Source organism: Streptomyces sp. NPDC057702, assembly GCF_042799315.1.
GTDB lineage: Bacteria > Actinomycetota > Actinomycetes > Streptomycetales > Streptomycetaceae > Streptomyces.
This window is the reverse complement of the sequence record NZ_JBHVJC010000012.1, coordinates 43,551-60,907: the sequence shown is the minus strand read 5'-3', so window position 1 is coordinate 60,907 and position 17,357 is coordinate 43,551. Positions and strand designations below refer to the sequence as shown.

The 17,357-nt window shown below is 77.4% G+C and carries 12 protein-coding genes and 1 tRNA gene; 9 read left to right on the top strand and 4 right to left on the bottom strand.

Features of this window, described 5'->3' with window-relative positions; genetic code table 11:
- Positions 1–112: 112 nt before the first annotated feature.
- Positions 113–991, bottom strand: a complete 879-nt coding sequence (locus ACFVFR_RS11150; RefSeq protein ID WP_383699772.1) for a hypothetical protein — start codon at positions 989–991, stop codon at positions 113–115.
- Positions 992–1,236: 245 nt separating this feature from the next.
- On the opposite strand from ACFVFR_RS11150, the gene ACFVFR_RS11145 reads away from it, so the two are divergent.
- Positions 1,237–2,838 (top strand): hypothetical protein, encoded by a 1,602-nt coding sequence (locus tag ACFVFR_RS11145; protein WP_383699771.1) that lies wholly within the window; start codon positions 1,237–1,239, stop codon positions 2,836–2,838.
- Positions 2,839–2,999: 161 nt separating this feature from the next.
- Here the strand turns inward: ACFVFR_RS11145 and ACFVFR_RS11140 are convergent, their stop codons facing one another.
- The gene (locus ACFVFR_RS11140; RefSeq protein ID WP_383699769.1) at positions 3,000–3,689 is read right to left on the bottom strand and encodes a histidine phosphatase family protein; all 690 of its coding nucleotides are present in this window, start codon (positions 3,687–3,689) and stop codon (positions 3,000–3,002) included.
- Between the two features lie 270 nt (positions 3,690–3,959).
- On the opposite strand from ACFVFR_RS11140, the gene ACFVFR_RS11135 reads away from it, so the two are divergent.
- From ACFVFR_RS11135 to ACFVFR_RS11120, 4 genes are all read left to right on the top strand, one after another.
- Positions 3,960–5,033 (top strand): phosphatase PAP2 family protein, encoded by a 1,074-nt coding sequence (locus ACFVFR_RS11135; protein ID WP_383699767.1) that lies wholly within the window; start codon positions 3,960–3,962, stop codon positions 5,031–5,033.
- Entirely contained in the window at positions 4,948–6,363 is a 1,416-nt protein-coding gene (locus tag ACFVFR_RS11130) for a hypothetical protein (protein WP_383699765.1), read from the top strand. The genes ACFVFR_RS11135 and ACFVFR_RS11130 overlap by 86 nt, the downstream gene beginning before the upstream one ends.
- Positions 6,360–8,339, top strand: a complete 1,980-nt coding sequence (locus tag ACFVFR_RS11125; protein ID WP_383699763.1) for a hypothetical protein — start codon at positions 6,360–6,362, stop codon at positions 8,337–8,339. Before ACFVFR_RS11130 ends, ACFVFR_RS11125 begins: the two co-directional genes overlap by 4 nt.
- Positions 8,340–8,413: 74 nt before the next feature.
- Positions 8,414–9,754, top strand: coding sequence for an AAA domain-containing protein (locus tag ACFVFR_RS11120; protein WP_383699989.1), 1,341 nt, complete (start codon positions 8,414–8,416; stop codon positions 9,752–9,754).
- A gap of 40 nt (positions 9,755–9,794) precedes the next feature.
- On the opposite strand, the gene ACFVFR_RS11115 is transcribed toward ACFVFR_RS11120, so the two are convergent.
- Positions 9,795–10,616 carry an SDR family NAD(P)-dependent oxidoreductase gene (locus tag ACFVFR_RS11115; protein WP_383699761.1) on the bottom strand — a complete coding sequence of 274 codons (822 nt, stop codon included), beginning with the start codon at positions 10,614–10,616 and terminating at the stop codon, positions 9,795–9,797.
- Between the two features lie 101 nt (positions 10,617–10,717).
- Here ACFVFR_RS11115 and ACFVFR_RS11110 point away from each other — a divergent pair, with 101 nt between their 5' ends.
- The 4 genes from ACFVFR_RS11110 (at position 10,718) to ACFVFR_RS11095 (ending at position 15,570) form a co-directional block, all read left to right on the top strand.
- Complete coding sequence (locus ACFVFR_RS11110; RefSeq protein WP_383699759.1) at positions 10,718–11,365, top strand: TetR/AcrR family transcriptional regulator; 648 nt, start codon at positions 10,718–10,720, stop codon at positions 11,363–11,365.
- 899 nt (positions 11,366–12,264) lie between these two features.
- The gene (locus tag ACFVFR_RS11105) at positions 12,265–12,633 is read left to right on the top strand and encodes a hypothetical protein (RefSeq protein ID WP_383699757.1); all 369 of its coding nucleotides are present in this window, start codon (positions 12,265–12,267) and stop codon (positions 12,631–12,633) included.
- Between the two features lie 2,039 nt (positions 12,634–14,672).
- The gene (locus ACFVFR_RS11100; RefSeq protein WP_383699987.1) at positions 14,673–15,431 is read left to right on the top strand and encodes a hypothetical protein; all 759 of its coding nucleotides are present in this window, start codon (positions 14,673–14,675) and stop codon (positions 15,429–15,431) included.
- Between the two features lie 65 nt (positions 15,432–15,496).
- A tRNA-Lys gene (locus ACFVFR_RS11095) sits at positions 15,497–15,570 on the top strand.
- 209 nt (positions 15,571–15,779) lie between these two features.
- Here the strand turns inward: ACFVFR_RS11095 and ACFVFR_RS11090 are convergent.
- Entirely contained in the window at positions 15,780–17,015 is a 1,236-nt protein-coding gene (locus ACFVFR_RS11090) for a M6 family metalloprotease domain-containing protein (protein WP_383699985.1), read from the bottom strand.
- Positions 17,016–17,357: the final 342 nt, after the last annotated feature.

Here is a 17,357-nt window from a genome sequence, read left to right as displayed (position 1 = left end):
CGTCACCGCTGGTCAGGAGGGCTGCCTCGGCCGGGGCTCGGGACACCGGCGCGGGGGGCGGCGGGGCGGCCGACCGCTCCCTGCCGTACCGGTCGGCAGGGCGGGCGTGGCCTCAGCCGCAGCGGTCGATGGCCTCGATGACCCGTGCCGCCTCACCGAGCGCGGCGCGGAGCACGGCGGGGTCGGTGGCCTCGCTGTACGCGTCGGCGGGCGGCACCAGCCAGCCGGCGGCCCGCACCGGGGAGGCGGCCGGGGGCGCGGCGTCGGTGGCCTCCCGCGCGCCCGGTGGGGTCGTGGCCCGGCCGGTGCACGCTCCGGAGCGCGGACCGCGCGCGTGCGCTCGCGTACACGCGCTGCCGGGTACGTCCCAGCCGGCGGCGGTGCCGGCGGGGACGACGAAGCCGAGTGTGTCGCACGCGTCGTCGTGCAGCACCGGTCCGATGCCGCCCGACTCGCGCAGCCGCAGCAGGTCCACGGCCTCGATGCCCTGGCGCGCGGGCACCGTGACCACGTCGCAGCCCTCGCCGGCGACGCCTGCCGGGCCGAGCGGCCCGCCCTCGGGCGACCCGTCCGTGTCGGCCGGCGACGGCGCGCGGTCCGCCCGGCCGCGCGCGGGCGGCGCGCCGGCGGGGTCGGTCACCGTGCGGAAGGGGCCCGCCCCGGGGATGGCCGGCGGCGTGGAGACGGCCGGGCGCGCGGGGGCGAAGTCCAGGGCGCTGAGCCCGCAGCACGGCGGGGCCTCGCCCTCTGGTGCGGCGCCCTCGTCCGGGCGCGCGGCGTCCTCCGGGCGTACGCCCTGGCGTGGGTCCTGGCAGACGGCCTGGTGGGGGCCTGGGCCCGCGTCCTGGCGTGGGTCCCGCCGCTGGTCCTCCGGGTGTGGGCGGGCGCCCGGGAGCGGGGTGCCGGCCTCCTCGCGGGGACGGTGGCGCAACTGCGCGGGCATCCGCGTGCCGTTAGCGTCCGCCTCGGTGGCTCGTGTGACGTCCGGCAAGGGGACCCCTCCTCCGCTTGGCTGTCATGGTCCACGGGGAACAACGCAACAAAACGTCAACAGCTACGGCGCAACGCCGCCGCAAAGGATGGCACTTCATGGCAAATCACGGGTGAGATATCCGTTTTGTAGCTAAACCGCGGCTGCTGCCCGTGACGTAGTCGGTACGGTCTTGCCCCGTCGATCACGGCATCGGTTCCGCCCGTGGCGCTGCCCGGAGCGAGGACCGTCTGGAGGGCACGCCCATGGCCTCGACATCGGAACCTTCGCCACCCCGGTCGAACACGGCCTTCAGACGGCTGCGCGGGCATCTGTCGCCGGGCGAGTTCGCGGCGCTCGTACGGCGCTCGGCCCGCGAGATCGGCGAGCAGGTCTCGTGCGACGCCCGCTACATCGGCCGCGTCGAGTCCGGCGCCATCCGCTGCCCCAACTACGCGTACGAGCGCGTGTTCCGGCACATGTTCCCCGGCCACTCGCTCGCGGACCTCGGCTTCGCCCCGCGCGCGAGCGTGCGCGGGCACGGGCCACGCGAGACCACGGGAGGAGCGGGCGCGGGCGCGCGCGCGGGTCTTTCGGGCCCGCTGCCCGTACCGCCCCAGTCCGGGCCGTGGTCCGCTCCCCGGCCGCCGTCGCAGGCCCCGGACGCCCCCGCCCCGCCCGCGCGCCCGCGCGGGGGCGCCGCGTCCGGGGCGGGCGCCGACCCGGACGGCCGCCGCGAGCCCCACCGCCAGGAGGAGGGCGAGGTGCTGCGGCGCGCCTTCATGACCATCGGCTCCGCCACGGTCGCCGCCGCCTCCCTGGACCTCGGTAGCGCCTGGGCGGCGGGCCCCGGCGGGCCCCGGGGAGCGGGGGGCGAGGCGGGGGCGGCGGCGGGCGGGCGGACCGCGCGGGTGCCGCGCCGCGCGGCGGCGCGCGAGCTGCCACGGGTGCCCCGGTCGCAGGGGCGCGTGGGCACGGCGGAGGCGGTGGCCCTGGAGGAGGCCGTACGGCACATCCGGCTGCTGGACGACCAGCACGGCGGCGACGGCATCTACCGTGGCGCGACCCAGCCCCTCGTCGCCGCCTACGAGCTGCTCGACGTCGGCGCCGAACGGCAGTCGCTCAGCGACCGGCTGCACGCCGCCGCCGGCGAGCTGGCCCTGTCGGTCGGCTGGCTGGCCCACGACTCGGGCCGGATCGCGCAGGCCCGCTCGCACTACGCGGAGGCCCTGGCCACCGCGCGGCTGGCCGATGACCCGGCCCTGGAGGCGCACGCCTTCTGCAACATCGCCTTCCTGGCCCGGGACGCGCGCCGGCCGCGCGAGGCCCTCCAGGCCGCGCAGGCCGCCGAGCGCGCGGCGCGGGCCCTGGCCTCGCCCCGGCTGCTCGCGCTGCTCGCGCTGCGCGAGGCGGGCGGCCGGGCGGGGCTCGCGGACCGGTCCGGTTGCGGGCGGGCGCTGCTGCGCGCCCAGCGACTGTTCGACCTCGGGCCCTCGGACGCCGATCCGGAGTGGATGTCCTTCTTCGGCGAGGCCGAGATGGCGGGGCTTGAGGCGCAGTGCTGGTCGGCGTTGCGGGAGTGGGGGCGGGCCGCGGAGCACGCGCGGCGTTCGGTGGCGCTCCAGGGGCCGCACTTCGTCCGCAACCGCGCGCTGTTCACCGCGGAGCTCGCCGCCGACCTGCTCGGCAAGCGGGTGCCCGACGAGGCCGCCACCGCGGGTGAGCGGGTGCTCGCGCTGTCGGGGCAGGTGCGTTCGGCCCGCGTGCGGGCCATGCTCGACGAGCTGGCCCAGGGGCTGCGGCCGTGGCGGCGGGAGGCCCACGTCGCGCGCTTCCTGGAGCTCCACCGCGCGGGGGAGCCGGCCTGAGCCGGGCCCCGTCGGTGTCCCGGCCGCCCGGGGAGTGACGCGTCGGCCCGGGGCTGCCACAGGTGGCCACGCGCGCCCGCGCGGGCGCGGCCACACCTGTCCCGGCGGCGCGGACGCGTACGGGCGGCCTCGCGCGCGGGGCGCCGGCGCGCGGCCCGGGGTCAGGCCAGGTGGCCGGTGTCGTTCCAGCGTTCGATGGCGGGCTCGCCGTACGCCCAGCCGAGCACGGACAGCGAGGTCGGGTCGAGCCGCACGCGGGCCCCGAAGGCGAGGTCGAAGCCCAGCCACCGGGCGGCCAGCGAGCGCAGGATGTGGCCGTGGGCGAAGACGAGCACGTCCCGGTCGGCGGAGCGGGCCCAGGCCACGACGGCGTCCGCCCGCGCCGTGACGTCGGCCACGCTCTCGCCCGGGAACGCGGGGCCCTCGCCCGGGTGCGCGACGTCGCTCCCGTGCGGGTGGGCGACCGCACCGGCGCCCACCGGCGCGGCGCCCGGCACGGGGCGGGTGGGCACCCCGTCGCGCCAGATCAGCCAGTCGGGGCGGGTGGCCCTGATCGCGTCGGGGGTCATCCCCTCGTACGGGCCGTAGTCCCACTCCACGAGCGCGTCCCAGGGCGTCGCCCGGTCACCGAATCCCGCCAGGTCACAGGTCTCGCTGGCACGGACCAGGGGGCTGGTGCGCACCTCGACACCGGGCAGTCCCGCCCACGGCGCGCGGTGCAGTCGCTCACCCAGGAGCTCGGCGCCGCGACGCCCCTCGTCCAGGAGGGGGATGTCCGTGCGGCCCGTGTGCTTCCCGGACAGCGACCACGCGGTCTGTCCGTGGCGGGCCAGCAGGAGGCGTGACGCCATGGAGGGGGCCTTTCGCTCGTTCGGGGGGTGGCTGGGGCGGATTGGGCACACCGGAGCCCCGTCGCCCATCATCGCCTACGGGCCCGGCACGCAACCCGCTGGGCCCGCACGGCGTCTTGTCACCCGCGCGAAACGACCGAGGAGCCCCGAGGTGGGCAAACACGGCATTTCGTCGTCCCCGCCGGGGGTGGTGCGCAGGCCACCGCTCGGAGACCGTACGGTTGACTGCGCGCCTTTTGGCCGCCTGAACACACTTGGGAGAGCGACCGGATGCCCCATACCGCGCCCCGTACCGGGACACCACAGCGCACACAGCCCCGCTGGTGGGCTGAGCTGCCGCTGATCGCCGTGGTGTACGCCGCGTACTCGGCCGGTCGACTGCTGGCACGGGGTTCCGTGTCCAGCGCCGTCGACCACGGCCTTGGCATCCTGGAGTTCGAGCAGACGCTGGGCATCGACTTCGAGACGCCGCTGAACGACTTGTTCACCCGACACGCCTCGCTCGGCATACCGGCCGACTTCGCGTACGCGTCGCTGCACTACATCGTCACGCCCGCGATCCTGATCTGGCTGTGGAAGCGCCGCCCGACCCAGTACCGGGTGATGCGCACTTGGCTGATGCTCTCCACCCTCATCGGTCTCATCGGCTTCATCACCCTGCCGACCTGCCCGCCGCGCCTGCTCGACGCCGGTCACGGCTTCGTCGACACGATGGCGCAGTACGGCGAGTACGGCTGGTGGGGCGGCGAGGCCAGCGCGCCGCGCGGGCTCGGCGGGCTGACCAACCAGTACGCCGCGATGCCCAGCCTGCACGTGGGCTGGTCCCTGTGGTGCGGCATCGCGCTGTTCCGACACGGCAGGTCGGTGTGGGCGAAGGCCGCGGGCATCGCGTACCCGCTGCTCACCACGATCATCGTGATGGGCACCGCGAACCACTACTTCCTCGACGCGGCGGCCGGCGCGGCCGTGATGGGCGTCGGCTTCCTGCTGGCCCGGCCCGCGCTGCGGCTGACCGACCGGGTGCTGGCGCGGGCCTCTGGACGCGGGGTCGCCGGCGCGGCGGCTCCCATGGCGGCCGGCTCCGAGCCGGCGGCCGGCCAGGCGGTGGGCGGCCAGACGGCACACGGGGCGGCCGGTGGCTCCGGCGCGGGTACGACGGCCGGCGCGGGCGCCCCGAGCGGGGCGAGCGGCGGTCAGGACGAGCCCGATCCCGAGGTGAGCGCCCCCAGTGTCAGTGGCGGGTGCGAGACTTCGGCAGGTGAGCACATCCCTCAACAGCCGAAGCGAGACGCCGACCGCAGCGCCACCGCCCCCGCGGACGGCGCTGCGGCAGCGGCTCGCTGAGCTGCGGGGTCCACGGGTCGCCCCGCGCCCGCTGGACGCCCGCGCGCTGGCGGCGCTCGCGGCCAACCCCGGCTGCCGGCGCCGCGCGCTGCTCGACGGCGCCGGCGTGGACAAGACGGCGCTGGCGATGGCGCTGGGCGCGCCCGCGGCGTACGGCCAGTCGCAGTTCGCCCACCAGCGCGGTCACGTCTTCGAGGCCCGGGTCACGGCGGACGGTGGGGAGCGGTTGGTCGCCCTGCTGCGCGAGCGGCTGGGCGAGCCGGGGCCGGCGCCCGCGCCGGGCGAGATCGACGCGCCCGAGCTGGCGGCCGACGGCCCCGCCGGGCGCGCGGCCCGCACCCGGATCGCCCTCGCGCGGGCCACGGCGGCCGGCCGGTGGGCCGTGCTCCAGCACCCCATGGTCAGCGTGGAGGTGGCCGGCTCGCCCGCGTACCTGGAGCCGGACGCGCTGGTGGTGCACCCGGACGGGAGCTGGACCGTCGCGGAGATCAAGTCGTTCCCGATGCTGGACGGCGCGGCCGACCCGACGAAGGTGGGCGCGGCGGCGCGGCAGGCCGCGGTGTACGTGCTGGCGCTGCGCGAGCTGGCCGAGTCACTGGCCGCCGCCGACGCCCCCGGGACCACGTCGGCGGCCGGGCCGGGCACGGCCGGGCCGGGCGCGGAGGCGGCCGACGGGAGGCCGGGCGGTGGCGACACGGGTCTGAGCGGGCCGGTGGACGCGACCGTGGACACGACGGGACGGGTGCGCCAGCGGGCGCTGCTGGTCTGCCCGAAGGACTTCTCCAACCTCCCCACGGCCGAGCTGATCGACGTACGCAAGCAGCTCTCGGTGACCAGCCGCCAGCTCGCGCGGCTGACCCGGATCGAGGAGATCGCGGCGGCGCTGCCGGCCGACGCCACGTTCGACCTGCGGCTCGCGGAGGACGGCACGACGCCGACACGGGCCCTGACGGAGCTGACCGCCACCGTGGACGCGGTGCCGGCGGCGTACGTGCCGGACTGTCTGGCCTCGTGCGAGCTGGCCTTCCACTGCCGGGGCCGGGCGCGGGCCGCCGGTGCGGTGGAGGCCCTCGGCCGGGGCGTACGCGGTGAGCTGGGTGGCCTGACGACGGTGGAGGCCGTGCTCGCGGCGGCGCGCGGCGACGGGCCGCCGGGCGAGGCGGCGGGCGGCGGCGCCGGCGGTTCGGTGGCCGAGGACGATCCGGCGGTGCGCGCGCTGCGCCGGGCCGCCGCGCTGCGCGCGGAGGCGCTGGCCCTGGCGGCCGGCCGGGACGACGCGGCGAGCGGGGCGGGCGACGAGCTCGCCGGGCGGACCGGGGAGGGCCGATGAGCCTGCTGACGACGTTGGCGCGGATGGAGGCGACGGAGAGCGGGCGCGCGGTGCCGACCGCCACGGTGTGCCACCGGCATCTGGCCGACCGGCCGTTGGTCTTCGTCCCGCTGACCACCGCGGGCGAGGCGGGCGCGCCGCTGGGCGCCCTGGTGGGCACCGAGCGGGAGGCGCCCAGGCTCCTGGTGGTGCCCCAGCCGCGCGACCGTGACCTGCGCTTCGCCTTCCTGGCGGCGCTGGCCGAGGAGATGCTCCCGCACTTCACGGCCCCCGCCGACGCGGTGGAGTGGGAGGAGCGCAAGGAGACCGACCCGGAGACCGGCAAGCGCGTCACGGTCCAGGTCGAGTTGTGCGCCGACGCGCCGCAGCTGCTGGTGCCCAGCGCCCCCGGCATCGAGTACGTCCGGCTGCTGGGCCGCTCGACCCGGTTCCGCCGCGCCACCGAGCACGAGCCGGAGGGCCCGCCGGGCACGCGCGAGGGCGCGCCCGCGCGCGACGTGGACGCGCCACGGGAGCCGGGCGCGGCCGGGAACGTCGGCGCGGCGCACGGGCCGGGGGCGGTCGGCGGGCCGGCCCCGGGCGCCGGGCTCGTCGACGGGCTGGCCTCGGGCGTGGGTTCCGGCGACGGCGGGGCAGCGCGGGCGACGCCCGCGCGGGTGCCGCTGCTCGGGCGCTGGCTGACGCACTACGGCGAGCGGGCCCGGGTGCCCGGCTCCGCCCTGCTGCTGGCTCTCACGGACGTGCTGGGCCAGCACTGGGCGACGGGGCAGAGCCGGCTGGAGGACCAGCACCTGGGGTCGCTGCTCGCCTGGATCGACCCGCCCGCCGGGCTGAGCGGGCCCGACGCGGCGCTGTTGGCCGAGGCCGCGCGCAACGCGCGGGGCCAGTTGCTGCGGCCTCCGGCCGGGCCGGCCACCGATCCGGCCTTCGACAACCGGCTGCTGGCCCCGGCCATGGCCCGTTACGACGCGGCGCGCGCCGGCGGCGAGGTCGCGGCGGTGGCCGCGGCCGAGCACGAGGTGCGCGAGCTGATCGCCAGCCAGCTCCGGCCGACCTGGGACGCCGTGTGGCACGGGCTGGACCTGCTGCGCGCGCTGCCGCCGGGGGCGCGGGTCGCCGACCGGTGGAAGCGCGACCGCTGGTCGTACACGGGCCACCGGGACCGGGTGCGCGCCGGTGAGCCGCCCCAGCCGAAGTGGGACGACGCGGTGACCGCCGCGCGCAAGCTGGCCGCGCGCGAGACCGCGCGGGCCCAGCTCGACGCCCACGAGGCGCTGGACGATCCGCTGGTCATGGCGGCCAGGCGGCTGTCGGGCGAGGCGTTCGCGGGCGAGGTGGCCGAGGTGGAGATGGCGTACTCGCGGGCGAAGGTGCCGCGCCCGCGCCCGCTGGTGAGCGTGCGCACCGACGACCGTCCGCTGCTGGACGAGGGCGTCAAGGTCTACCGCGCGCTGCCCGACGGCCGGACGCAGACGGCGGAGTTCGTGGCGTACGAGGCGGGGGCGGGCGGGGCGTCGGCGGACCAGGCGCCCCGGGGCGGGGCGGGGGTGGACGCGGCGCCGACGCTGGTGCTGCGGCTGACCGGGGGCATGGGCCGGGGCAGGGAACCGGAGCCCGGCACGGTGCCCGAGGCGGGCGAGCGGGTGTGCTGGACGCTGTTCGAGCACGCCCCGCGCGGCGGCCCCGAACTTCCCGAGCCCGAGCGGACCCCGTGGACCCACGGCGGCCCACCCGTCACCGACCCGGACCCCACCACCGTCCCCGCTCCGGCCGGCGCAGAGCCCCGCCCCGGCGGCGAGCCCGGCCCCGCCGGGGCCGGCACCGCGACGGATGCCGGGGGCGCCACCCCCGGCCCCGGACCGGCCGGCACCGCGCCGACCGGCAGCCGCGCCCCTGACCTTCCGGCCGACCTGCCGACCGCCGTGTCGGGGGCCGCGTCGGCTCCCGACCCCGTGACCGACGAGGACTTCCTGTGAGCGACGCCGACGCCCCCGCGCGCCTCGCCGTGCCCGACGCCCGCGCGCCCCGGTCCGCCGGGGGCGTGGGGGCCGTGTCGGGGCGGGCCGGGTTCGACCCCGGGGCCGCCGCCGCGGCGGCCACCGCCGCCATCCTGCGGGACACCATGGCGGGCACCGAGCGCGGCGTGGTCGTCGACTCGCCGCCCGGCGCGGGCAAGTCGACGCTGGTGGTGCGCGCGGCCCGCGAGCTGGCCGCCGCCGGTCGGCCGCTGATGGTCGTCGCGCAGACCAACGCGCAGGTGGACGACCTGGTGATCCGGCTGGCCGAGGCGGAGCCCGAGCTGCCCGTCGGCCGGTTGCACAGCAGCGACGCCGCCGCGTACGACCCCGCGCTGGACGGCCTGCCCTCGGTGCGCACCTCCGCCAAGGTGGGCGACCTCGCCGGGCTCGACGTGGTGATCTCGACGGCCGCGAAGTGGGCGCACACCAAGAACGTCGAGCCGTGGCGGCACGCCATCGTCGACGAGGCGTACCAGATGCGCTCGGACGCGCTGCTGGCTGTCGCGGGGCTCTTCGAGCGGGCGTTGTTCGTCGGGGACCCGGGGCAGCTCGACCCGTTCAGCGTGGTGGGGGCCGAGCAGTGGTCCGGGCTGTCCTACGACCCGTCGGCCAGTGCCGTCAGCACGCTCCTGGCGCACAATCCGCGTCTGCCGCAGCACCGCCTGCCGGTCTCCTGGCGGCTGCCCGCCTCGGCCGCGCCGCTGGTCTCGGACGCCTTCTACCCGTACACGCCCTTCCGGAGCGGCACCGACCACGGCGACCGGCGGCTGTCGTTCGGGGTGGCGTCGGACGGGTCGGGCGTGGACCGGGTGCTGGACGAGGCGGCCGAGGCGGGCTGGGGCCTGCTGGAGCTGCCCGCGCGGCACACCCCGCGCACGGACCCGGAGGCGGTGCGCGCGGTGGCCCTGGTGATACGCCGGCTGCTGGACCGGGGCGGGGCGGCGACCAGCGAGCGCTCCCCCGACCCGGTGCCGCTGACGGCCGACCGGATCGCGGTCGGTACCGCCCACCGCGACCAGGCCGCGGCCGTCCGCGCGGCGCTGGCCGACCTCGGCGTGACCGGCGTGGTGGTGGACACCGCGAACCGGCTCCAGGGGCGGGAGTTCGACGTGACGGTGGTGCTGCACCCGCTGTCGGGCCGGCCCGACGCGACCGCCTTCCACCTGGAGACGGGCCGGCTGTGCGTGCTGGCCTCCCGGCACCGGCACGCGTGTGTCGTCGTCTGCCGGGCCGGGGTGGCCGAACTGTTGGACGAGCACCCGTCGACGGAGCCGGTGCAGCTGGGGGTGACGGTGCGCTTCCCGGACGGCTGGGAGGCCAACCACTCCGTGCTGGCCCACCTGAACGAGCACCGGGTGCGGTGGCGCCCCTGAGGCCGGCGCCGGGGCCGGGGGACGCGCCCCGGCCCGTGGGTCAGCGGCCCGCGCCCGGCCCGGCCGGGGGCCGCTCGTCGCGGGAGGCCGTCGCGCCGGCCGTGACGGCCACGCCCACGCGTCCGCCGTCGACGTCCAGGACCGTTCCGTGGACGAACTCGGCCTCGTCGCCGGCCAGGTAGAGCACGGCCGAGGCGATGGCGTCGGGGTGGCCGGCCCGGCCCGCCGGAGTGCCGACCATCAGCTCCTCTCCGGCGTACGCGGCCTCCGGCGCCAGCTCGGGCGTGCGGATCACGCCCGGCGAGACCGCGTTGACCCGGACGCCCAGCGGGCCGAACTCCGCGGCCCACGCCCGCGTCAGCGTCTCCAGGGCCCCCTTGGTCGAGCTGTAGAGGCCGCCGGACGGCAGCCCGAGCCGTGCCACCCAGCTCCCCAGGTTGACGATCACCCCGCCGCCCCGCGCGACCATCGCCGGGACGACGGCCTGGGTCAGGAAGAAGGGCGCCTTGACGTTGACCCCGTAGACCCGGTCGAAGGTCGCGTCGTCGGTGGCCAGCGTGGTGGCCGGCGGAAAGACGCCGGCGTTGTTGACCAGGATGTCGAGGTGCCCGCCGAGCGCGGCTCGGGCGGCCTCGGCCAGGTCCCGGCTGGCGCGGGAACCGCCGTCGAGGTCGGCGCGTACGAAGTCGGCTCGGCCTCCGTCGGCGCGGATCGCGGCCACGACCTCGCCGCCGCGCGCGGCGTCGCGTCCCGAGACGACGACCCGCGCGCCCTCCGCCGCGAACCGCCGTGCCACTGAGCGTCCGATGTTGCTGGTCGAACCGGTGATGAGGGCCGTCTTACCGGCCAGTCGTCGTGTCATGGCGGGGAACCTACGGAGCCGGTTTTGGACTCTCAAGTCCAAACGTGGGGGGCACCCGGCATCGTGGACCGCTCGATCCCACACGTCGTAGGCTGCGCGCCATGGCGTTCACGGCCAAGGGGCTCGCGACGCGGCAGCGCATCATCGAGGGCGCCGCCGCCTATCTGCGCGGCGACGACCCGGGCAACGTCACGCTCGACGACATCCGCGCGACCACCGCCACCAGCAAGAGCCAGCTCTTCCACTACTTCCCGGGCGGCAAGGAGGAGCTGCTGCTCGCGGTGGCCCGCCACGAGTCCGACCGGGTGCTGGCGGACCAGCAGCCCTACCTGGGCTCGCTCGACTCGTGGGAGGCGTGGGAGCGGTGGCGCGAGGTACTCGTCGCCCGCTACCGCGCCCAGGGGCCGCGCTGCCCACTCGCCGCGCTCATCGGCCAGGTCGGCAGCGTGCCGGGCGCCGCCGACGTGACCGCGTCGCTGCTCCGCCGCTGGCAGGAGCAGTTGCGACGGGGCATCGTCACCCTGCGGGAACGCGGCGAGGTGGGCCCGCACATCGACGCGGACCGCACGGCCGCGGCCTTCGTCGCCGGCACCCAGGGCGGCGTCATCGTGCTCCGCTCCACCGGCGACACGTTCCACCTGGAGGCGGCCCTGGACGCCCTGATCGCCTACCTGCGCGACAGCGCCCGCCCCGAAGCGGTGCCGGACGCGGCGCGGGCGACCCAGGCGAGCGGGCCCACCCGGCCCTGACAGGTCCGCCCAGCCGGACGGACCGGGACCCACCCCCGAACCGCCCTCGCGCACCGCCCCCAGCCGACCGGGCCCGACGCCGACCGGCCCGCCCGCTGGCCCCCACCACCGTCGGCTGACCCACCCCGCGCCGTGCGTACGCCGGCCGCCGCGTACCCACCTCACGACATCCCGTTCGCCGCACCCCACCCCAGCCGGGTGCGACGCCGACTACCCCACCCCGCTGCCCCACACCGCCCCGCCACAGGCTGACCGGCCCCGCCATGTGCGGCTGCCGAACGCCTGGCCCGCAGGGCCTCGCCTCCACCCTGCCGCACCCCACACCGGGCCGGATGCCGCGCCAGCCGGACCACCCCCGCTGGCCCACACCGCCGGCGGGCGGCCCGGCACCATGAGCCCTCCGCCGCGAACCCGGCCCGTCACCCGCTGGGCCCCGTGCGCCACCCCGCCGCGCGGCCTGCCGGGTACCGACCCACCGCGACCCGCACCCCCACCCCGCAACCAAGCGCATGCCGCCCGCCGCCGTGCCACGCACCCCACACCCGGCCGGGTGCCGCGCCGGCCGGACCACCCCCGCTGGCCCGCACCGCCGGCGGGCGGCCCGGCCATACCGCCGGCAGGCGGCTGGCACCACGTCGACCGGGCCTGCGGCGCTCCGGCCGGCAGGCGCCACGCGCACGCCCCGCCCCGCTCGCGACTCGCGCGCACGCCCGTGCCCGGGGTGGCCCTGCCGCCTCGCCGATGAGGTGCCGGCTGGTCGCGCCCGTGGCGTACGGCCTGGTCAGACGCCATGCCGGGGGCGGCTGGGGCGGGCGGCGGGGGCCCGCGTACGCCGGGCCGGAGCGCCCTTGCGCGGGGCAGGACAATGGAACGCGGCACTCAACACCGGAGGTAGATACATGTCCGAGCCGCATTCGGCTGCCACCCCGCGCACCAGTCCGGCGCGGCGCCTCAAACCCGCACCGTTGCTCTTCGAGCCGTCCGAGGCCGTGGCCGACCCCGAGCACTTCTTCGACCTGGAGTCGATGGAGGACCCGCGCGAGTTGCTGGCCCGCTCGACGGAGCTGACGCTCGCGTTCCGGGCCGCCGCCGAGCGGGCGACCGAGTTCCAGGCGATGGCCGCGGCCCAGCTCGCCGACCCGCAGCGGTTCGACCGGCTCACGCTGGCCATGATCGCCGAGCGGGCGGACTGGACCGAGGACTACGCCCGGAAGATGGTCGAGTTCGGCCGCGAGCTGCTACGCGACGGTGCCGTGTCGGAGCCGTGATCGCACCGGCGCCCACGGCCGGCCGGGCCCGCCCCCAGTGGGCGGCCCGAGCGGCCCGCCGTGGCCGCCCCTCGCCTCCCGGCGCCCCCGTCGCTCCCGTCGCCACGCCGGTCGCGGCCGGGCGTCCGTTCCGGCCCGGCCGCCCTCGGTTCGCCTCCGGTCGCGGCCCGACCACGTCCCGGTTTCGGCTCCGGTCTCCGCCCGGTCCCGTCCCGCCGCCGGCCCGGCAGCGGGACATTCTCGGGCCGGTCGGGGGGTACCGCCGGGTCGGGCACGGTTTCGGATGAACCAGAGGCACATGCCGGTCACGTAGTCGGGGGCGCAAGATACTCCGTACTGCCCCGCCCTGTCCCAGTTTCCGGACTTCGCCCAAAACGGAAACTGAACGCCCGGTAAGTATGTCCGCCATGACCAGTACCAGCGACAGCGCGCATAGCGGCGGCAGGCACGGCAGCGAGACCCGCCTCGCGAGAAGATGTGAAGGACGGACGAGGCGCGACGGGGTACGGAACGCCACACCCGGCGAGGACGCGACACCCGGCCCCACGCCCCGGGCGGGACTCCCCGAACCCACCCCCCACCCCGCCTCCGGCAACGCCCCCCGAACTGGTCACCCCCACGACACCCCCCGAACCACCACTCCCCCCGCCAACGCCACCACCCCGACCTCCCCCCACCACGTCACACCCCAGCCCTCCACGCCCCAGCCCACTCCACCCGGGCCCCCCACCGTCGCCCGGCCCACGACGGGCCAGCCGGAGCCGGGGCACCCCACCACCCACCACCCCGCGCCAGGCCCCGCCCCCCTCAAGCCCCCCAAACCCCACCGCCCCGAGGCCGGGCCCCCCGCGACCGAACCCGCCAGGGCCAGCCGGCCCGAGGCCAGGCGCCCAACGCCCAGGCCTTCCGAGGCCGAGCAACCCGCCGGCGGGCACTCGGAGACCGCCAAGCCGGGGCCCGAGCAGCCGGAGCCCGGGCACGCTGAGGCCGGGCGGTCCGAGGCCGAACGCCCCGAAGCCGGCCACCCCACCAGGGCCGACCGCTCCGAGCCCCACCAGGAACCCGAGCCGCGACAACCCGAGACCGGGCGCCCAACGGCCGGGCCACCCGAGGCCGGGCCCCGGCACGACCGGCACCCCGTGGGCGGTCACCCCCACCCCGGCCGCGCGACGACCAAGCGGCCAGCGGCCGAGCGCTCCGAAGCGGAGCGACCCAGGCCCGGCCAGCCCAGGCCCGAGCGCCCCATCGCCGAGCACACCGAGCCGAGCCGCCCCGAAGCCAGCCACTCCCACCCCAGTCGCCCCGAAGCCGCGCGACCCGGTGTCAGCCACCCCAGCACCAGCCCCCCCGGGGGCAGTGAGCCCGAGCTCGGTCACCCGGAGGCCGGTCGCACCGCGTCCAGCCGCCACGATGCCGAACGTCCCAAGCCCAGGCCCCCGGGGAACGGCCGCTCCGGGGTCGCGGTCGAGCGACCGGTGGGTCGGCGTCCCGAGCCGACGGAGTCCGACACGCGGCAGCCTGGGGCACGGCTTCCCGCTCGCCCTGGCGCACAGCTTCCCGCTCGGCGGCGTGCCGCCACCGCCGCGGCGGCCGTCGCCGCCACCCGCGCCGCCATGCGGACCGCCGACGACGTCGACGGCACCACCCGTGCCACCACCGAGCCCGCCACGGCCTCGCCGGGTGCCACCGCGCCCGGCCGGCCCCGGCGGATGACGCCGGTCGCGGGCCAGGCCACGCTCACCCCACGGCCGCAGGCTCCCGGGCGGCCCGAGGCCGAGCGGTCCGACGCCGTGCGGGCCAGCCCCGGCCGGGGTGGGAGTGGGCGGGGGGATGCCTCCCGGGCGCGGCGCGGCGAGGCGGGTGACGCGCGGTACGGGGCGACGTGGGTGACGCCGGAGGGCGCGGAGTGGCTCGCGTCGGCCAGCGCCTTTCCGCGGAGCGTACGCGCGCTGTGGGCGGCCCGGCCCGCCGCGCCCAGCGTGCTGCCCTGTGGCACCGCGTTCGACATCGTGAGCGCGCCCGCCCTGTTCGGACGCCGGATGGTCGACCGGCTGTGGTGCGACGGCCCGGGGTCGGGGCCGGTGGCGATCCAGCGCGGGCGCGTGCTCCTGTTCACCCGACCTGGCGTGGCTCAGCGGTTGCCGTCCCTGCTGAGCTGGGAGGAGTGGGGGGCCGGGGTGCCGCCGCTGCTGTGCCACGGCACCGGGGACGCGGTGACGATCCCGCCGCTGCACGCCCCCGAGCCGATCGACCCGTACGACGTACCACCGCTGCCGGGCCCGCTCCCGGGCCCCTTCCTCGCGCACCGGCCCGCCGCGGGGCCGCCGCGCGTCGCGGGGCCGACCCCGCCACCCTCCTCAGCCGGTGCCCCGCACCCCGGAGCGCCGCTCCCGCACCCCGCGCCGGCGGGCCCCGAGCTGTCGCACGCCGAGGGCGGGGCGTACCCGGACGGGGCGTACGGAGCGGCTGGCGCGCACGGAGCGCGGGAGGGGCGGGCCGCGCTGCCCACCCGGGTGGCCGGGGCCGGGGTGGGTCCGCCCGGGCCGCCGGCGCCGCAGGGTGCGGCCGCACCGGAGGGCATGGCCGCGCGGGAAGGGACGGCCGGGGTGGGCGCCACGCACGGGGCGGGCGCCACGGGAGGTGTCTCGCGCTGGCTGGTGGCGCCCGACGTACGCCACCCCTGGCTGCCCGGACCCGACGTACTGCTGTGGGCGTGCGTGCGCGCGGCCCGTGGCCAGACCCGTAGCGCGAGCGCCGACACGGCTGTGACCAGGGCAAGCTCGGTCCGACGCGGCTGATCATCGCGGAAGTAACCGATTTTCGTTCCGCCGGACCCGGGTGCTAAGGTCGTCTACGTCAGCGAGCGCCGCTAGCTCAGTTGGTTAGAGCAGCTGACTCTTAATCAGCGGGTCCGGGGTTCGAGTCCCTGGCGGCGCACCTGAAGAAGGGCCCTCGCACTACGGTGCGAGGGCCCTTCGCCGTATCCGGCCGCACCCCCGCCGCCACCCAGCGCGCCCGGCCCGAGCGCCCCGCCCCGCCGACCACGTACGACCAGCCCCACCCTCCGCGCCGAGGCACGACCGGACCCCGCGTCCTCGCCGACGCGCGACCGGCCCGCGCCCCCGCTCCCGCCGGCGGCGCCCCGCTCAACCCGCCGGGTCGTGGGTGATCTTCACCGTCCAGGTGGCGCCGCGCCCCTCGGTGCCGCCGGCGGCGTACGCATCGGCGACGGTGGCGTCCTCGACGCTGACCCGGATGCCGTCCCCGGGCGCGACGTAGCTCTCGCCGACGTCGAGCGGGGCGTCGGCGAGGGCGGGGTAGACCGAGGCGCTCTCGCAGGAGGCGGTGCCCGGGTGCCCGTCGACGACCTTGACGGGGCCTTCGGCGGACGCCGTCCCGCTGCGTACCTCGTAGATCAGCACGCCCTCCGAGCAGGTGCCCGCGTCGTTCCCGTACGCGCCGCGCGCCTCGACGACCAGCACCCGGTCGGGGCCGGTGCGCACCACCACCACGCGCGGGTGGGCGGGCACACCCGGCGCCCGGGGCGCGCCGAGCGGGTCGAGGGTGTGCAGGGTGGTGCCGGGGTGGTGGACGCACACCACCTCGCGCCCGCCGAGCCAGCCCAGCTTCCACTTGTGCCAGCCGAACGGCTCGGGTGCCATGCCGAACTGGCTGCCCATCAGGTCCCAGTCGCCGACGTGGGTGTCCCAGTCGCCCTTCCCGTCGCGGGGGCGGTGGTAGAGGTCGGGCAGGTCGAAGACGTGCCCGGTCTCGTGGGCCAGGACGTTGTGGTCGGGCGGGTGCTGCTCGAAGACGGTGACCAGGCGGCGCAGTTCGGTGCCGTCCACCGACAGCGGCCGGTCGAGGTTGACCACCTTGGTCGCGTCGGCGTCCACCCCCGGAGCGCCCGGGTCGGCGACGAAGTAGACCAGGTCGTAGCGGCTGAAGTCGACGGCCGGGTCGGCGGTGGCGACCGCGTCGCGCAGGTAGGCGGCGCGCCGGTCGCTCTCCCAGTCGCGCCGTATGGCGTACGTGGTGGAGGCGGCCGGCATGGTCAGCCAGTGCCGTACGGGGTGCACGCGGAGGTCGAAGGCGCCGTAGGAGGCGCGCGCGAAGAATTCCGAGGTGCCGGGGAAGTGGTCGGCGGCCAGGGCGGTTGGGGTAAGCGTGGGGTGTGCGTCGGGGAAGGCCAGGAAGACCATCGCGGCGTCGAGGGTGCCCGCCGGGCGGGGGTACTCCGGGTTCCAGGTGTCCAGGCCCTCGGAGTGGTGGGCGCCGGTGCGCTCCAGCGCGCAGGGTCCGCCCGGCCCGCCCGCGACGGCGGGCCCGGCGACCACGGTGGTCGCGATGACCGCGCTCAACGAGGTCAGGACCGCCGCCATCCGGCGGAGCGGCCCCGCCTTGGCGGGTCCACGCGAACGCGCCACAACGACCTCCCCGGGTGGACGAGGGGACACCTCACCCACCTTGTGGTGGTTTGCAGCGGTACGCCCTGTTCCACTCAACCAGTCGAGTGACAAGCCGGCCTGGCGGGTATGTAACAGAAAGTCACAGCCGGTCAATTGAAAGCTGGGATCGTGCACGGTCCGCCAAAAGCAATCATTCTCTTACCCGGGCCTCAAGGTGGTGCCGTTGATCGCGGCGGCGTCGCTGGAACGGCCGAAGAGCAAACCTCTATGATCGCCACATTTCCAGCGCGAATTCCCTCCCCGGGCCGCCCGCAC

Coding starts and splice junctions, on each gene's coding strand:
- ACFVFR_RS11125 (WP_383699763.1), top strand. CDS start 6,360: ATGAGCCTGCTGACGACGTTGGCGCGGATGGAGGCGACGGAGAGCGGG.
- ACFVFR_RS11110 (WP_383699759.1), top strand. CDS start 10,718: ATGGCGTTCACGGCCAAGGGGCTCGCGACGCGGCAGCGCATCATCGAG.
- ACFVFR_RS11090 (WP_383699985.1), bottom strand. CDS start 17,015: ATGGCGGCGGTCCTGACCTCGTTGAGCGCGGTCATCGCGACCACCGTG.
- ACFVFR_RS11100 (WP_383699987.1), top strand. CDS start 14,673: ATGGTCGACCGGCTGTGGTGCGACGGCCCGGGGTCGGGGCCGGTGGCG.
- ACFVFR_RS11140 (WP_383699769.1), bottom strand. CDS start 3,689: ATGGCGTCACGCCTCCTGCTGGCCCGCCACGGACAGACCGCGTGGTCG.
- ACFVFR_RS11135 (WP_383699767.1), top strand. CDS start 3,960: ATGCCCCATACCGCGCCCCGTACCGGGACACCACAGCGCACACAGCCC.
- ACFVFR_RS11105 (WP_383699757.1), top strand. CDS start 12,265: ATGTCCGAGCCGCATTCGGCTGCCACCCCGCGCACCAGTCCGGCGCGG.
- ACFVFR_RS11115 (WP_383699761.1), bottom strand. CDS start 10,616: ATGACACGACGACTGGCCGGTAAGACGGCCCTCATCACCGGTTCGACC.
- ACFVFR_RS11145 (WP_383699771.1), top strand. CDS start 1,237: ATGGCCTCGACATCGGAACCTTCGCCACCCCGGTCGAACACGGCCTTC.